10 protein-coding genes are annotated in these 17227 nt (G+C 49.8%); all 10 read right to left on the bottom strand.

Annotated elements, in window-relative coordinates:
- Positions 1–119: 119 nt before the first annotated feature.
- The gene (locus AB840_RS00115; protein WP_152669405.1) at positions 120–4904 is read right to left on the bottom strand and encodes a TonB-dependent receptor plug domain-containing protein; all 4785 of its coding nucleotides are present in this window, start codon (positions 4902–4904) and stop codon (positions 120–122) included.
- Between the two features lie 344 nt (positions 4905–5248).
- The gene (locus AB840_RS17000) at positions 5249–5395 is read right to left on the bottom strand and encodes a hypothetical protein (protein ID WP_159445778.1); all 147 of its coding nucleotides are present in this window, start codon (positions 5393–5395) and stop codon (positions 5249–5251) included.
- Positions 5396–5567: 172 nt separating this feature from the next.
- Positions 5568–8045 carry a homocysteine S-methyltransferase family protein gene (locus tag AB840_RS00110; RefSeq protein WP_048512793.1) on the bottom strand — a complete coding sequence of 826 codons (2478 nt, stop codon included), beginning with the start codon at positions 8043–8045 and terminating at the stop codon, positions 5568–5570.
- 27 nt (positions 8046–8072) lie between these two features.
- Entirely contained in the window at positions 8073–10226 is a 2154-nt protein-coding gene (locus AB840_RS00105) for an ASKHA domain-containing protein (RefSeq protein WP_048512792.1), read from the bottom strand.
- Complete coding sequence (gene pgeF, locus AB840_RS00100) at positions 10219–11049, bottom strand: peptidoglycan editing factor PgeF (protein WP_048512791.1); 831 nt, start codon at positions 11047–11049, stop codon at positions 10219–10221. The genes AB840_RS00105 and pgeF overlap by 8 nt, the downstream gene beginning before the upstream one ends.
- Positions 11050–11233: 184 nt before the next feature.
- Positions 11234–12079 carry a ketose-bisphosphate aldolase gene (locus AB840_RS00095; RefSeq protein WP_048512790.1) on the bottom strand — a complete coding sequence of 282 codons (846 nt, stop codon included), beginning with the start codon at positions 12077–12079 and terminating at the stop codon, positions 11234–11236.
- Positions 12080–12094: 15 nt separating this feature from the next.
- Positions 12095–13414 (bottom strand): gluconate:H+ symporter, encoded by a 1320-nt coding sequence (locus AB840_RS00090; RefSeq protein WP_048512789.1) that lies wholly within the window; start codon positions 13412–13414, stop codon positions 12095–12097.
- A gap of 15 nt (positions 13415–13429) precedes the next feature.
- A complete protein-coding gene (gene iolC / locus AB840_RS00085) occupies positions 13430–14446 on the bottom strand; it encodes a 5-dehydro-2-deoxygluconokinase (RefSeq protein WP_048512788.1) in 1017 nt (338 codons plus the stop codon).
- Between the two features lie 38 nt (positions 14447–14484).
- Complete coding sequence (locus tag AB840_RS00080) at positions 14485–15498, bottom strand: alcohol dehydrogenase catalytic domain-containing protein (RefSeq protein WP_048512787.1); 1014 nt, start codon at positions 15496–15498, stop codon at positions 14485–14487.
- Between the two features lie 16 nt (positions 15499–15514).
- Positions 15515–17125, bottom strand: coding sequence for a mannitol dehydrogenase family protein (locus AB840_RS00075; protein ID WP_048512786.1), 1611 nt, complete (start codon positions 17123–17125; stop codon positions 15515–15517).
- Positions 17126–17227 lie beyond the last annotated feature (102 nt).

Here is a 17227-nt window from a genome sequence, read left to right as displayed (position 1 = left end):
ACAGCAGGCCCTCTCTGGGCATGATTCAATATGGAACTCTTGTGTATTGAGGCGTTGTAGTGGCTCGGTTCATCGAGCCCGGCCCTGCCATACTCAGGGTCGGTCCGGCAATTCGTTAACTAGAACTTATACGTCATTTGAACTCTCGTATAATCTCCCAGACGGAAGTTTTCCGGCGTATAGAGAGTATCCCGCATCTGCGTGCTCTTGGCACCGAAGGTATAGCTCGCTTCCAAGAGCAGGTTGCGTGCCGGGACGTAGCCGATGCCGGTCGTGAAGGAACGGATGCCGTCGAGGTAGCGGTCCGGCAGGTCGGCTCCGGTGCCGCCGACGAAGGAGCCGTGGTCGAAGGCCTTGTAATCCAGATAGGCGTGCCAGCTGCCGGGCATGTCCGTATCGGCGATACCGATGTCGAGGCGGGCCACCCAGAAGTCCGGCGTATGGCCGCCGCTGTAATCACCATAGGCATCGCGGCCGCCATGGAAGAATTTCCCCATGTCGGAACGGTTCTGACCGTAGTCAAAGGACAGCATAGACCGCTTGCCCAGGCGGATCTGCGTGCCGATGCCGAGGACGTCGGCGATCTGCATGTCGTGAAGGCCGTGGGAGTCCTGAGCCCCTTGACCAAAGGAATTGAGCTTCCACGCTTCGACGCCGACGGTGTCGCTGAGCTGACGGCGTACCTTGATATAAGCGGCCCGGTCCATGGCGGGGATGACGTCTTGTTTGAGGAGATACCCTTCTTGGGTAAAGGTGATTGGTCCACCGGGAAGCGGGACCGTCCCTAGATTCAGATACTTGGCAAGAAATTCATTTAAAGGCCACTTAACATTATCTAGTATTTTACTTATTATATTATAGACTGCATAATCACCATATATCGTCCTCTGCGTTCCAAAGGGTTTACTATAATCAGTTACCGTATATGCGGTATTTTGTCCCACATAAGAAGTAAATAAATAGTTGATAGCCGCATTTTTGTCCGCTAATGGATCCCCATTCATTGTATAATATGCAACAGCTCCCGACTTATCTAAAATTTCTGAAAGTCTTCTTTTCACAATATCCGTATTCAAACAATCTTCTAAACTCATATTCTTATATATATTTAGCATATAAGGATTATCTTCCCCTACGATTTCACTCAGGGCTTTAGAATCAGTAAGATCTACCATACCGTTATTCGTTTTAACTTGAATATTAAGTTGCCCATTAAGATTCTTTCCTGGATTAACCCTTTCGACTAAATCTTCATAAAAACCTTTATAGCCAACATATTCTTTTACTGCGGTATCTGATACGATCTTCATAACATCAAAAAAATCTTTCATAACTTGGATCTTTTCTTCTGGAGTTTTAGCCATATCAAATTTCTTGCGATAATCAAATTGACCGTCAGCTCCATTTACCAAATCAGGATATTGATAAATACCACCAAGTACATTATCAATTTTATACAGACTAAGTCCTAATAATTCTTCAATCGTTGGTGCTCTCTGAATCATCGTCAATTCATTATGATTATAAGCACTGTCTGTAACACCTGTTGTCTGGCTGAAATCACCATAACCCACGCTGACCTGTGTCTTTTGATCTGTATAGACGACGCGAGCGCCGTCATACTCCTTGCCAAACCAATAGCCCGTCACGCCCATAGGCTCGGAAATACGGCCTACGGACCAGTCCCATTTTTTCGTGCTCTTCGTCAGTTCCGCCTGTTCCAAGTACGGATCGTGGAGGCCCCGTTTTTCCGCCACGTTGTACGACGTATCCCGTTTCGCCGTGGAACCGACGACCTGCAGGTTCAGGCCGTCAGCAATCTGGTAATCGGCGCCGACACGGAGTCGCTGCTCCAAACCATGATCGCTTTTATCAGCATAGTTTTTCGCTGCGGCGGCACTGGGCTGGGTTGTCTTCGTATCCCGCATCGCGACTTTGTCTTCGCCTTTGAACATATTACTGCGCACACGATAGTCGCCAAAAAAACGAACATCACCGGCCTTGCGCTGTTCCAACAGGTCGCCGGGACGGCTCAGGAACCAGTCGCCGCCGTATACGTTCGTAATGATAGGATTCCCCTGTTTATCCTTCCGTATATGGAACGGCTGAGACAGGGCTTCGCCTAAGTCCTCCAGCTTAACATTGACGCCAAAGCGGTACACCCGGTCCTGAAAGGCCCGGTCATCATCACGGTGATCAAAAATATTATCGACGCCCACATAGGCCGTCAGATCCTTGCTGAAATCTTTCTCGAAAAGTATATTCCAGATGCCAAAGGTCTTTTCCTGATATTTTCCTTCTTTGCGGATATAGTTGCCGTCTTCATCCTTGTCAAAGAGGCTTTCCGTCGATACAGAATTGCTGTCCAGCATGTGGATGTAGTAACTGCCCCAGAGAGCGCCGCGGAAATCGCCTTTGGTATTTTTGTAGTTCAGACCAATGTCCACCTTATGGGTCGGCCGATCCAACAGCTTATGGGGCATGTCGTCGTCACTGGCATTGACAGCATGTAAGAGTGTATAGCCCAGCTTAGCCGACCAGTGATCGTTGAATTTCTGCTGTACTTCTGCTTCCAAGCCCGTAATCTTGGCCTTGCCGATATTGCGGAAACTGTAGACCCGATCCGGCATGGGATGATAAAAATCCGAACCATATCGATTATATATATCACCATATCCAAAATCGATCAATTGTCCCGTAAAATAGCTGGTCAGATAATCTTTGATTTCATTGTGGAAGAGACTGACCTTGGTAAAGGTCTTATTGCTTTCCCCTTCCAGGGACACATCAAAATTGAGAGATTTTTCCGGCTTCAAATTCGGATTGCCGATCCAGTACCACCCCAAATGACTGCCGGCGGCGCCAAACATTTCCCAATTATAATAGAGCTCGCCCATGCCCGGTTCGGCATAGCCGGTGCCGATATTGGCCTTGAAACGTCGTTTGGGATTGCCATGGACATTATGCAGAAGTCCTACATTTCCTGTAACCTGACTGCCAAAGAGATCGCTGTGGTCGAGGCGCAGAGACGGTGTAATCGTAGTCTGATCATTGACCTGCCACGTATCCTGCACATAGGCATAGGTCTTATTGATTTCTGCTTCTCCGACAGAAACCTGATTTGCCCGATCTTCAAATCCCTGTCCATAATAATTACCATTATATTGAATATCTTCTTTATTTTGTGTTAAAGGTGTAAGGAAACCATAATATGCCAGCACCGGAGACATCCACCATTTAGCATTGGTAATCTTGCCATTCACATCAAGATTGTGATTATTATAATTATCCAACGTAATATCAGTCAATTTATTTTCTTGTCTCAGTGCTGTGTCAAAAGCAACATATCGGTTCACAAGATCAACACCATACTTTACTCGTAGTTCATTTAAAGTGGCTTCTTTATTATGAATCATACCGCCAACAATAGAAGTTAGGGCATTATCATCCTTCATTATCAGCGCATCTTTATACGTAAAACCAGGAGTTTTCTCACCATAAAATTCTTTATTCTTATCCCATAAAAAGCTTTTTCCATCGCGCACCAGTTCAAAATTATGGACATACGAACGTGGCGCATCTGTACCACTCGCTGTATTTTTTTCAACATATAAAGATTTATCGTAATCCCATGGATTAATCGTTTCGATATGTGTCTTCGGAGCACTTTTCAAACGCGTCCCTGTCGCCCATTCCCGCATGTGACCAAATCCGTAACTTAGCAGATGTTTGTCGTTAATAGCAGTATTCATACCTACATTAACATCCGTTCGTTCATGTTCCAGCCAATCCACGCTGGCTAACGTATTTCTCCCACTGTATTGACTTCCGCTTCCCATATCCAATATCGCGACATCATTTTCCCTCATCTTCCCGTGGATGAAGTCAATAGTCCAGTCCGTATTACCTCCCTTACCCTTATATGAAAAAGAATACGAATCTCGTTTCATATTCCGGTTGAAGACTTGCATCGGTTCAAAGATACCGCCAATATCCAAAGCGGACTTATTGCGCCGTTCCACATCTTCCCGTTCGCTGTTAAAGCTGAAATTTATTTTATGATCTGGATTAAATTCGTAGGCACCACTAACACCGCTATTTTTCACGTCACCGTAATATCGCAGGGATGGCTTAAACTGCTGAAACCACATATTGTCTGTACCATCACCATAAGCTCGCTCTTTACTGTACACCGGCATAATGTCCCGTTTGGATGTCCATCCGGATATGCTGAATTTCCCCACCTTGCCGCTGTCGGCCCGTAAAAAAAAGTTGGTCGGCAAGGCACTCGATTCATACGGACTCGTATATCGTGAGCTATGATATCGTCCTTCCGCATTAAACTGTACAGCCGCTGTATCCTTCGGCCCTTTCGTAATGACATTGACGACGCCGCCGATAGCATCGGCTCCGTATTTAGCACTGGCGGCGCCGCGGATGATTTCGATGCGTTCGATATTTTCCGCGCCGATCCGCATGAGCTCGTCGCCATTGCCGCTGTATTTACTCACGTCTCCCAGGACGGGCTGACCGTCCACCATAATCAGGGTATGACGAGGATCGGCCCCACGGATAGAGATGCCTACTTTACCCATAGTGTCGACGGTTCTGGTCACGCCTACTTCGTTGAAAATCACGTCCTCCACGGATTTCCCCTGTTTGCGCGCAATATCTTCTTTGGTAATGACGGTGACACTTTGCGAATTGTACTTCGCTTCCTCCTTCGCCTTGTCCGCCTCCACAACGACATCCCGTGTCGTTACCGAATTATTGCCCCCCCCCCCACTGGACTTTCTGCCGCCAGGACGGGAGCCGTCAGCCACAGTGCGACAGCCCAGGACAGGCCGGCATACCAGGCACGGCGAGGCATTCTTGCTGCTGTATAGTTCATAAGGCTTCTCCATTTCCACATAGTATCTATTTCGATACCAGTAATCATTTTCTGTTTGCCATTATATCAAATACAGCCCAATCCTTCTACTCCATTCGGACATAAAAATGATCCGTTTGGACATTTTTTCAAAATAGTATAGTAAGAGTATACTATGCATGCTGTCTTTCATCTGTTTTGAGAAGATGGATTTTTTTCTTCTTTTTGCGTTTTTTGATGCTTTCCGTAAGGACGGGCCATCGTTTCTATTACGCCACAGTATGTACCAGGTAGGCCTGTAAAAAAAAATCTCCAAACCCTGTTACGGTCTGAAGATTTTTTTCATATATCTATATATGTGTCTGCCGTGTATTGCCGTCAGATCCACTGCCGTACGGTATAGACGCCGCCCTCGACGACAGACGTCACCCGGGACAAGGCACATTTTGCCGCCAGATCCGTACAATGCGCGGCATCTACGGAATCCGGCTTGATTTGCTCAAAATAGGAAACTGTTTTTTCCATTTGCCGGGATGCCGCATTGCGCAGGAAAACATCAGAATACCCCGTATCAAACAGATAGGCTCGTCCGTCGTCCTCCAGATACTAAGAGACCCCAGGTTCTCTCAGATACTATTGATTGATGAGCGTGTAGTTATCCACCAGTATTCGCAATTTCATCACATTCGCTCCTTTATCAGGCCAGAAGCTTTTCTACCAGCTTCACACAGTCCGCGGCGTCCTTAGAATATCCGTCGGCGCCGATTTCATCGGAAAAGCTGGGCGTCACGGCGGCGCCGCCGATAATGATGCGGCCTGTATATTGTTTTTCTGATGCCAGGGCGATGACTTCCTTCATGCGCATCATGGTCGTCGTCATCAGTGCGGAAAGGCCGACGATGGAGGCTTTTTCCCGCATTGCCGTTTCAATAATCGAAGCCGCCGGCACATCCTTTCCCAGATCAATGACGTGGTAGCCATAATTGCGCAACATGAGAGCTACCAGGTTTTTACCAATATCGTGGACATCGCCTTCGACCGTGGCAATCACGATCGTCGCCATTTCCCGTTCATCGCCGCCATGCTGAATCAGCGGCTCCAAATAGGCAATGGCCGTTTCCATCGTATTGGCGCTGGCAATAAGCTGCGGCAGAAAATATACCTGCTGGTCGTAGAACTCGCCAACCTTGTTGATAGCCGGGATCAGGAGGGTATCAATTATCTTTTCCGGGGCCAGGCCCCGTTGGAGCTCCCCCTGGGCACACTGGACGATACGGTCTTTTTCCCCTTCCAATACAGCACGGTACACGGCGTTATCGCCCAGCGCGTCTTTGGCTTCTGCCGGCTGGGCAGCACTGTCCGCAATCGGACCGGTAAAACCGCCGGCAGCCATCCATTCAGCCTGCCGCTGCCGCTGCGTTTCGATTTCCTTGTTGTCAAAATACTGCATCCGCTTGATATAGGCAATGTCGCTGCCAGCCTTATTCATGAGCATGTTTGAGGCGGCTGCCGCATTCATGAGCATGTCTTGAGAGGGGTTGGCAATGGCCAGAGTAAGCCCGTTGGCAATGGCCATGGAAAGGAAGGCCATGTTGACATAAGTCCGATCCGGCAAGCCAAAAGAAATATTTGACAGGCCGCAAACCGTCGGGACGCGCAGCTCGTGCCGGCAATAGGAAAAGGTTGCCATGCAGTCCAGCGCCGCTGACGGTGAAGCACCTACCGTAGCGACGAGGCCATCGACGATGACGTCCTCTTTGGTAAAACCAAAGACTGCGGCTTCCTGCAGCAGATTCCGGATAACGTCATGTTTTTCTTCGAGGGTTTGAGGAATCCCCTGATCGGAAACAGGCAGCAGAATAAACATAGCACCGTATTTTTTGGCGACAGGCAGGAGCCGCTTCATTTTTTCTTTTTCAAAGGAAATGGAATTGATCAGAGCCCGGCCGGGATATATCCGCAGCGCCGCTTCGATGACTTCAGGAAAGCTGGAATCAATGCATAAGGGCAGGCCGGAAACAGCTGTGACTTCATAGACGGAACGAAGCATCATTTCTTTTTCGTCAATGCCGTTGGTTCCCATATTGACATCAAGGATGGCCGCGCCGTTTTTTTCTTGTTCCCGCGCCATCGCTCGAACCAGATCAAGTTTGCCTTCCCGCAGCTCTGCCTGAAGCTTCTTTTTACCGGTCGGGTTGATCCGTTCGCCGACAACCCGGAAGGGACCATCCAAACGCACCTCTACAACGCTTCGTTCTGACGCCAGTACGCGGCGCATTGCGGCACGGATCGGCAGGGGCACCATATCACGCACGGAATCTGCCAAGGCCCGGATATGGGCCGGTGTCGTGCCGCAGCAGCCACCGACGATACGGGCGCCGGCTTCGACGAGGAGACGGCCGTCCCGGCCAAATTCCTCCGGCGTCGTTTTATATATGGTCCGGCCGTCCTCCAATATAGGAAGCCCCGCATTGGGCTTGGCCAGAACAGGAATATCCGCATAGGCATACATGGATCGTACCGTATCGACCATATCCTCCGGACCGGTGGAGCAGTTGAGGCCTACCGCATCGACGCCAAGTCCCTGCAGGACGACGACAGCCGCTTCCGGCGGCGTGCCATATAGTGTACGGCCATCTTTTTCAAAGGTCAGGCTGGCCATGACGGGCAGGTCGCAGACGTCTTTTATCGCCAGAACGCAGGCTCTCGTTTCCTGGAGACTCATCATCGTCTCTACGATAAAAAGATCGGCGCCGGCTTCATACAGCGCCTGGGCTTGTTCTTTATAAATTTGGACCAATTCATCAAATGACAGGTCTCCCATAGGATACAGCTGCCGGCCGGTCATGGTCATATCCCCGGCTACGTAAGCCCTGCCGCCGGCAGCTTCCTTGCAGAGCCGTACCAATTCTCCATTTATTTCCTTCAACCGCTCTTCCAAGCCATATTCGGCCAGCTTGATCCGGTTTCCCGTAAAGGTCGGCGCATAGAGTATCTGCGTCCCTGCCTCAACGAAACGACGCTGCAGATCCAGCATAACGTCCCTGTTTTCCAGTATCCACTGTTCCGGGCATACACCGATAGGCATGCCCGCTTGCTGCAGATTAGTACCTGTCGCCCCGTCAAGCATGACCACGCCATGTTCTACTAGCTTCTGAAATTCTTCTTTCGTCATTTTCTTCCCCCCTGTCGGCAGCCGTCTTTATGGCAGCGGCCGCGATATGTCAAAATTCATATACTGTATATATAGAGTTTGAAACATATCGTCATTTCCCAATATATTCTCTTCCGCAATCCGACAGATATACTGCATATCCGCCAATGCGCGTTCATCTGTCAATACGGCTGCCGCTCCAGCCAGCGACGTGTTTCCTGACACCGCCGCCTGTCCGATACAGTCAGCCGGCAGCAATCCAATGGCGGCTGCTTTTTCCGGATTCAGATAGTAACCAAAGCCGCCTGCCACATATACCTGAGCAAGAGCTTCACTGCCTATACCGCAATGCGCCATGAGGACCTCCATGCCGGCACGGATAGCCCCCTTGGCCATCTGAATTTCCCGGATATCCTTTTGTGTCAGACGAAGGGTGTCCCCGTCAGCTCTTTGCGCTAGTGGAAATCCGTCATGAAAATACGGCTCCTGCAGCTTACCCGCGGCATCCAGTATGCCTGACTTGAGCAGCATGGCAGTGGCTTCGATAACACCGGTACCGCAGATACCCACCGGCGGCGCATCCGCAATCGTACGGAGCTGCACCCGTCCATGAAGCATGTCCGCTCCACAGATAGCTCCGGGAATGCTGCCGGTGCCGCAGGAAATGTTGCCGCCCTCCAGCGCCGGCCCTGCCGGAGCGGAGGCCACGGTGATCCGGCCATCAGCTGCCAGGGCCATTTCACCATTCGTTCCCAGATCAAGAAATAAAGCCGGCCCTCCCTTGCCCGGCAGGCCACAGGCCCATAAGCCTGCGGTAATATCGGCGCCTACGTAGGTACTGATACCGGGCAGCAGCGTGACCGTACACGCAGACATCCAAGCGGGGCTGTCCTTGCCGAATACCTGAACTGCCGGAACGGTCTCGCCGCCAAAGGAAACAGGCGAAAATGGCCAAGTCCCCAGACCGCTGCAGGAATATCCCATGAAAAGATGTTCCATTGTCGTATTGCCGGCAACGGCTATTCGCGTCACCTGCAGACCTTGGTACCGGTGCAGCAGAGTCTGCAGCATACGCAGCAGCTCCTGCTGAACAGCTTGCTGCAAGACTCTGCCGCGTCCCATATTAGCAGCCTGAATACGACTGATGACATCAGCGCCAAAGCGGGTTTGCCGGTTGAGTGCCGTGACCGTATCCACAATACGGCGCTGCGTCATGTCGACGAGAGCTACGGCCAGCGTCGTTGTCCCGATATCGACGGCTGCGCCATAGCTGTGACTGGGATCGGCAGGCTCTTTCACCCCGTCCCGGGGACTTCCCAAAGACGCAAATATATTGGTTTCACAGGTGGGAACGATCACTTCTATGTCTTCGTCAGGAATAGCCCGGCAGGCCAGACGCCAGCCATTCTGCAGATCTGCGGCTGAAAAAAAGGCAGCATCCTCCGCGGTAACGGGGATTTGCCCCTGACAGACACGGATCCGGCATTTTCCGCATAGACCCTTGCCACCGCAGGGAGCCGGGACGAAGATGCCCTGTTCCTGCAGTGTCTGCCATACGCTTTGGCCGTTGCGGCAGGGTATATGCGCACCCGTTTTTCCCCCTCTCGTAGGGCAGTGGTTTTGTGTACAGCTGCGGCAGTCATGCTCCAGTCGAAATACAGAGGGATCACGAGAGAGGTCAAATACAATACACATGGATTGGGCCGGCAGCAGTACCATGTCCTCCGTTACACGGACACCCAGCGTGCGTTCTGCCGCTACGGCGGTAGCGGCCTCTGCTTGTACGGACAAGGGAATATCCATCCCAGCTTCATGCCGGCATGCAATACCACAGCCCTTTTCCTGACAAATAACTTTAATCTGCGGCAGCAGCTGTTTTTCAAACGCAAATAAGCAGCTGCCAGCCATGGCATCAAACAATACACCACTCAAATAATCCCGGCTGTCAAAAAAAGCGTCAGCCCGTCTGGTGACGGCAGAACCCAGAGTCAGTATAATGAAAAGCCCCCGCTCCTGCCGGTCTTCGATAAAAGCCAGCGCTGCTTTAGGCTGTATATGCCGTTTGATTTCCGGTTCCAGTTCCTGAAACCGTGCACGGCCTGTTTCCCAATCCGGGCTGCCGCTGCGATACCCGGCCAGCTTCAATGCCGTTTCTTCGTCCGGCACGATATAGCGCCCTTTGATAATCCGTATATCACGCATATTCCTTCAGCTCCATCACCGCCATGTGACGGCCTGTTTTTTCTTTACGCCAACTCGCCTTCCGATACGAATAAAACAACTCCTCACGGCAGCCGGTGCAAATACCGGCATCCTCCAGGTGCTCCGGCAGGATACCGGTCTGCAGCAGCAGTGCCTTATTGGCGCCGGGCAGGTCAAAATAATATTTTCCATTCTCCTTGTCCCGGGACAGCCGCCGTACTTCCGCTTCAGGAAGAACCGTAGAAAATGCCTGTAATACATCACCGCCCACTTCAAAGCAGCAGTCATGTATGGTCGGCCCGATCGCCGCCAGCACATCCGCCGGCTTCGTACCATAGGCATCGTGCATGTTTTTCAGGGTAACGGCACCGATATTCCGCGCTGCGCCGCGCCAGCCGCCATGACTGAGCGCGATAACGCGCCGAACCGGATCATAAAACAAAAGAGGCGTGCAGTCAGCAAAATTCATCGTCAGCGGAACTCCGACTTCATGGGTCATCAGTCCGTCACAATCGGCAATTGCCTCCTGCCGATTCAACGCACCGCGGCCGCAGTCGTCTTTTCCCACCGCCTCAATATGAATACCATGTACCTGATTGCAGCTGATGATCCGGACCGGATCAATTCCCAGGGCCTCCAGGCAGCGCTTCCTGTTTTCCCGGATATGCTCCGGCACATCGCCGCTGGAAAAGCTCATGTTCAGCGAATCAAAGGGCGGCCGGCTTATTCCGCCGGTGCGTGCTGAAACCGCGGCAGTAACTGTTCCAGTCTTATTCAATATATCAAACGTGGCAAACGTGATTCCATTTTTAGTTTCCAACATGACTATCTTCCTCCTCCGCAAGCCATAGGCGTCTGCATTGGTACTATTATACAAAATTCCCTGTCATCTGACCAGTGACAATATAAATATGACCGGCGTCAGCTTTTACCGTCATTATCAAAAATACCCTTGCGCAGGGTGATAACACATTATCCTGCGCAAGGGTATTTTTCATTCAGTCGGTTTATTTCACTTTGTTTTCTGTGCCAAACACAAGCATGTGGCGCTTTACATTTTCATAAGTGCCCTTTGCAGCCGCGGCACTGAAGTCAAAATAGGAAGCGTGCCTGTCTTCCTGTGCCCGGTCATAGATATGCCGGGCTACGGCATCATAGGAAGAGGTAGCAATATTGATCTTTCGAATCCCGCCGCGTATACATCTCCGAAAGTCAGCATCAGAAATGCCCGAACCGCCGTGAAGAACCAACGGGCACGAAACGACGGAGGCGATTTCCCTGAGGCGTTCTATATGCAGATCCGGTTTTTCCCGATAATGGCCATGCACCGTGCCAATCGCAACAGCCAACGCATCCGTACCTGTCGCATCAGCAAAATATTTCGCTTCTTCGACAGTGGTAATCAATTCATCCGCGCTGTAGGTTCCTTCAGATCCGCCAATCCGGCCGATTTCTGCTTCTATATCCGCATCATATACCGCCGCCATCTTTTTTACGACTTTTGTCATGGCGATGTTTTCTTCAACAGTACGCTTGGAGCCGTCAAACATGACAGACGTAAAGCCTAAATCAAGAGCCAGCTGTATGGTTTCCATCGTTACGCCATGATCTAAATGGACAGCGACAGGAACAGCAGCGTTTTTCGCACCGGCAACCATAATCGGGCCGAGCAGCGCTAGCGGTGAATACGGCAGCCGCCCTTCACTGATCTGCAATATAATGGGAGAATGCAGATCTTCTGCAGCCTTGATCGCTCCCATCACCATTTCCATGTTAGATACATTAAACGATCCCACAGCATATGAATTATCTTCAATCTTATCCAGCAGGGCACTCATCTTTACAAGTGACATACAGCGTTCTCTCCTTTATGAAATAATTGCGTTCAGGGCTAAAATCCCAAGGATACCGCAAATCCCTATTACACATTCCATGACACACCAGGTACGAATGGTTTCCTTCATTGTCAGGCCGTAAAATTCCTTGAACATCCAGAATCCGGGATCATTGGGGGGGCCAAAATTGACAGAACCGGCCCCAGTAGCCAATACCATGAGCTCCGGACTTACGTTCGTAACGGCGACAATAGGTGCCATAATACCGGCCGTCGTCAGGCCTGCGACCGTAGCCGAGCCAACAGCGGCGCGAATGACGGAAGCAACAAACCAAGCCAGAATGAGCGGTGAGAACGGCGCACTTTCCGCCAGCTGGGCAATATAATTACCGACGCCGCTATCCACCAGTACTTGCTTGAACGCACCGCCGCCGCCGACAACCAGCAAAATCATGGCAATAGCCAGCACGCCTTGTTCCAGAGATTTCATTACTTCCGGCATAGCCTTGCCGCGGCCCAGGCCAAAAGTATAAATGGCTACCGCTACCGCCAGAAATAGTGCCATATCCGGGTTGCCGATAAAAGCCATAATGACATTGATCCAGCTGTCCGGCGGGCATATGAGCTTTGTAATAGAGGCAAATGCCATCAGAAATACCGGAATGAGCGCGGTAAACAGGCTCACGCCAAAGCCTGGCATTTCTTCATCCGTAAACGTTTTAGAGGTCGACAAGCCTTCCGGAATAGCCGGATGCAGATCCGTCATCGTGCGGTACAGCAAGGGACCGGAAATGATGACTGTCGGAATCGCAATAATGATGCCATATAATAAGGTCAGGCCGATATCGGCATTATACAAAACAGAAATAGCCGTCGGTCCCGGATGGGGAGGCAAAAAGCAGTGCGTAACGGAAAGTGCGGCAGTCATGGGAACGCCTACTTCCAGCAGCGGCAGATCCGCTGATTTAGCGACAGTGAATACGATAGGAATGAGCAGTACCAGACCTACCTCATAAAATAGTGCAATCCCTACGACAAATCCGGTAATGCAAAGCGCCCATTTGACATGGTCACGACCAAATTTGTCAATCAGCGTCGTCGCAACCCGCTGCGCACCGCCACTGTCAGCCATGAGTTTGCCCAGCATCGCCCCAAAGCTGATAACCAGTGCCAGATGCCCCAGCGTGCCGCCGACCCCATTTTCGATAGACGGAATGACCTTCAGCAGCGGTAAGCCTTCAGCCAGGCCAATAACCATAGATACAACGATTAAAGATAAAAAGCTGTTAAGCTTACATTTTACAATCAATATAAACAATAAGACGATTCCCAATGCAAGTATGAGTAACGGCATATATTATTTTCCTCCTTAAACTCGGGCTATCATTTCCCCATATTCTTCTTTTTCTTTTTTGATAAAAGCCTTGACAGCTGTCGTATCCGGCATATCCTGCGAGCAGGCATGGCTGGCTATAAGCATGGCCGCTGAGGCACTGCCAAATTCCAGGCAGTCGATGATATCCCAGCCTTCGGTAAGACCATATAAGAAGGCCGAGGTATAGCCGTCGCCGCCGCCGAAGCCTTTCAGGCTTTTGACCGGGAAAGGCTTGATGGAAAAGGATTCACCGTTTTGCGTATAGGCCGTAGAACCGTCTTTGCCGTGGGTAATGACGACAATTTGATTTCCCTTGTCCAACCAGAATTGCGCCGATTTTTTATCGTTTTTATCATTAAACAGCGTAGCTTCCATCAAATCAAATTCACTGCGGGATCCGATGAGAATATCACTGTTTTCTGCTATGAACGAATAGTACAGGGATACTTCTTCTTTCGATTTCCAGGTATAGCCCCGATAATCCAATACAAAGGCAACCTTGACATTGTTTTTTTTGGCATACCGCAGTCCCAAAAGCATCGCTTCTCGTGACGGACTGGCTGCCAGCGCCGTTCCGGAAATAAGAAAAATTTTGGCTTGCTTAATATAATCTTCCGATACATCATCAGTCGTCAGCGATAAATCAGCGGCAAAGTTGCGATTCATGAGAATGCTGCTTTCCGTAGGGCTTAATATTTCCGTATATGTCAGACCGATAAATTCACCCTGTCCGGCCTGGCATACCTGTGTCGTATCAATGCCTTCTTTTTCAAAAAACTTGGTAACGAATGTACCCATTTGATCTTTGGATACTTTTCCGATAAATCCTACTTTTTTCCCGAAACGTGCCATTCCTACCGCAATATTGGCCGGAGAGCCGCCCAGATATTTTTTAAAGGTCGTGCAATCCTCCAAGGGCTGATTTAAATCTACCGGATTAAAGTCGACAGCAATACGCCCGCTGCACACGATATCAAATTTTCTTGAATGGTCAAACATCATGCTGTTCATCGTATAGGTCCTCCTTATGAGCTCTTTAGAATTAGGTATTATAACAGTCCTACTATTTTTAAGTAGGTATCCGGATGCTGTGCCTGTCCTATAATGTGTTCCGGCAGCTCTTCAAAAGGGACCGCCACGGTAATAAACGGATTGACATCTACCTTGCCCTGAGAGATAAGATCGATCGCTTCCGCAAATTCATTAACACTGGTCCGAGAACCCCGTACCTGTAATTCCTTTCGCGTAATCAATGCTGTCGGGAGCGTCACATCGCCTTTGGGCCATCCGGTAAGCGCAATCCGTCCCAAATAGGAAGCATAGCGCAGCGCGTTTGCAATACCGGCTTCCGCACCGGAGGCTTCCATTACCGTTTCGGACATACGGCCATGGGTCAGATCCCGGATATATGCTTCTGCATCTTCCGTCAGGGAATTGACGGTATATTCCAGTCCCATTTCCCGCGCCTTCTGCAGACGTCCGTCAACCACATCAACCAGTATGGGAACAGCGCCACAGGCCTTGGCTGTCAATGCTGCCATGAGGCCGATGGTACCCGCCCCAATGATGGTAACATGCTCTCCTGCCTGCACTCCCATCGTATGAATACCATGGATACCGATCGTAAGTGGTTCAGCCAGTGCTGCTTCTTTCCATGTCATGCTGTCAGGGATTTTAATCAGCATATCTGCCGGATGTGCAACATATTCGCACATGGCGCCGTCTACTTGTACGCCCAGTACATGCAGCGATTCACAGCAATTCGTATGTCCCTGCGAGCAGGGATAACAGTGTCCGCAATACAAGTACGGATCCAATACGACTCTGTCTCCTGCGGCAATGCCAGTGGCATTCGGCCCTATTTCTCTGACAATGCCGGCAATTTCATGTCCAATAATCAGTGGATAATGGCAATTGGGATGGTTAAACCGATATGCGGCTACATCAGACCCACACACGCCCATCGATTTAACCTCGATCAGTGCTTCGCCTTCCTTACGCTGCGGCAGCGCAATTTCCGCGACATGGATTTCTCCCGGTTTTTCAATGCAGATGGCTTTCATGTACATTCCTTCTTTCTTAATGTAAATAACGTTCTAATGTATTGGCAACGGCACCCGGACCAGCAATCAGTTCGCCCACCATTGCTTCTATCCGTTTGCCCAGACCTGCCTCGTACAGATCAAGACCAAATATTTCTGTATTGGATAAAATAGGGTGCAAATTCTCGCCCACACTGTCAGAATCACCTAATTTCAAATAAGAAATATTCTTCTGTAATTCCTCCATCAACGGATCCGTACTTAGACTGAAGGAATTTCCCGCATCATCGACAGCCATCAGATAGCGGCACCAGCCGGCAATCGCCAAGGGGATGTATACCAGGTCCAACGGATCCAGCGTCTCACTTTTCAGATATGATTTTATCGTTTCACCAAAACGCGCCACCTTTTGCGAGGTATCCGTTGCTACACGCTGCGGCGTGTCAGGCATATAAATATTGGTAAGGCGCACATTGACAGCTTCATCGATAAAATCCTTGGGGCAGATAACTTTGGGGTCTGTTACAACCGGCAGGCCTTCGTCATAGCCAATTTTGCGAACCAGCTTGTTTAAATAAGGATTTTTCATTTCATCTGCCATCAGAGTATATCCCATGGTGCAGCCAAATACGGCCAATGTCGTCATGAGTGGATTCAAGCAGGTACAGACCTTCATTTTGTCTACTTTTTCTACGGTATCCCGATCCGTGAAAATAACGCCCGCCTTTTCCAGCGGCGGCCTGCCATTGGGAAAATCGTCCTCGATTACCAAATATTGCGGTTTTTCAGCATTGACAAAGGCCGCAATATGCGTATCTTTCTGCGTGCAATATACTTCGTTGCCCTCTATGCCCAATGCCAGCAGCTGCTGTTCCACTGAACGGGAGGGCCGCGGCGTGATCTTATCGATCATGGTCCACGGAAAAGCTACGGTTTGCGGATCGCGGATATACCTTAAAAATTCTGGTTCCACCAGATGCCGCTCTGCCCAGCTATTGCAGATCGTATCGAAAGCACGCTGCAGCTTTTCTCCGTTTCGAGCCCAATTGTCCATACTGACCAGAGAAATAGGAAAGGCTCCGGCTTTGAAACGAGCATACATCAATGCGGCTAGTTTACCCATCATGCTTTTGGGCGCTGTCAGACCGTAAACTAAATCGTGCTGCACGTCTGCGGTAAAACTACCGGAAAAATCATACACGGCATAGCCTTTTTCCGTAATGGTAAAGCTGGCCAGCTGCAGTGATGGTGACGTAAATATATACTGCACCCGGGCCCAGTCCTGCTGGTTAGACGGATCAGCAAACAGGCTTTCACTGATGCTGCCGATAATGTGTTTTTCCAATGATCCATCTCCGTTCATGATAACCAGCAGACTCAAATTATCGTGGGGCACGTATACTTTTTCCAGCACTTCTTCATCATGGACTTCGACGGCAGCAATTCCTACGGTGCTTTGTTTTTCGTTCAGCAAGTTCTGGGCCAGCGACGCAACAAAAGCTCTGAAAATATTACCGATGCCAAAATGAACCCATTGCGGCGTTTCTATATTTGTTTTCACAAACTGCTCGTAATCATAAGCAATGCCAGTGACCCCAGCCTGTTGCCACTTCGCAGAATCAGACACCGTTTTCTTGTTTAAATACATTTTAAGTACCTCCTTTTTGTTTATTGATCATTTTTTGCACATATTAATCACCTTATGCCCAATATATTATCATCATATTTTATTCGTGTCAATGTTTAATCA

Source organism: Megasphaera cerevisiae DSM 20462 (genome assembly GCF_001045675.1).
GTDB classification, from domain to species: Bacteria; Bacillota; Negativicutes; order Veillonellales; family Megasphaeraceae; genus Megasphaera; species Megasphaera cerevisiae.
This window is presented reverse-complemented; position numbering and strand designations above follow the sequence as displayed.

Bases quoted from the DNA above. Each gene is read 5' to 3' on its own strand.
- AB840_RS00115 (WP_152669405.1), bottom strand. From the start codon at position 4,904: ATGGAGAAGCCTTATGAACTATACAGCAGCAAGAATGCCTCGCCGTGC.
- AB840_RS17000 (WP_159445778.1), bottom strand. From the start codon at position 5,395: ATGGAAAAAACAGTTTCCTATTTTGAGCAAATCAAGCCGGATTCCGTA.
- AB840_RS00110 (WP_048512793.1), bottom strand. From the start codon at position 8,045: ATGACGAAAGAAGAATTTCAGAAGCTAGTAGAACATGGCGTGGTCATG.
- AB840_RS00105 (WP_048512792.1), bottom strand. From the start codon at position 10,226: ATGCGTGATATACGGATTATCAAAGGGCGCTATATCGTGCCGGACGAA.
- pgeF (WP_048512791.1), bottom strand. From the start codon at position 11,049: ATGTTGGAAACTAAAAATGGAATCACGTTTGCCACGTTTGATATATTG.
- AB840_RS00095 (WP_048512790.1), bottom strand. From the start codon at position 12,079: ATGTCACTTGTAAAGATGAGTGCCCTGCTGGATAAGATTGAAGATAAT.
- AB840_RS00090 (WP_048512789.1), bottom strand. From the start codon at position 13,414: ATGCCGTTACTCATACTTGCATTGGGAATCGTCTTATTGTTTATATTG.
- iolC (WP_048512788.1), bottom strand. From the start codon at position 14,446: ATGAACAGCATGATGTTTGACCATTCAAGAAAATTTGATATCGTGTGC.
- AB840_RS00080 (WP_048512787.1), bottom strand. From the start codon at position 15,498: ATGAAAGCCATCTGCATTGAAAAACCGGGAGAAATCCATGTCGCGGAA.
- AB840_RS00075 (WP_048512786.1), bottom strand. From the start codon at position 17,125: ATGTATTTAAACAAGAAAACGGTGTCTGATTCTGCGAAGTGGCAACAG.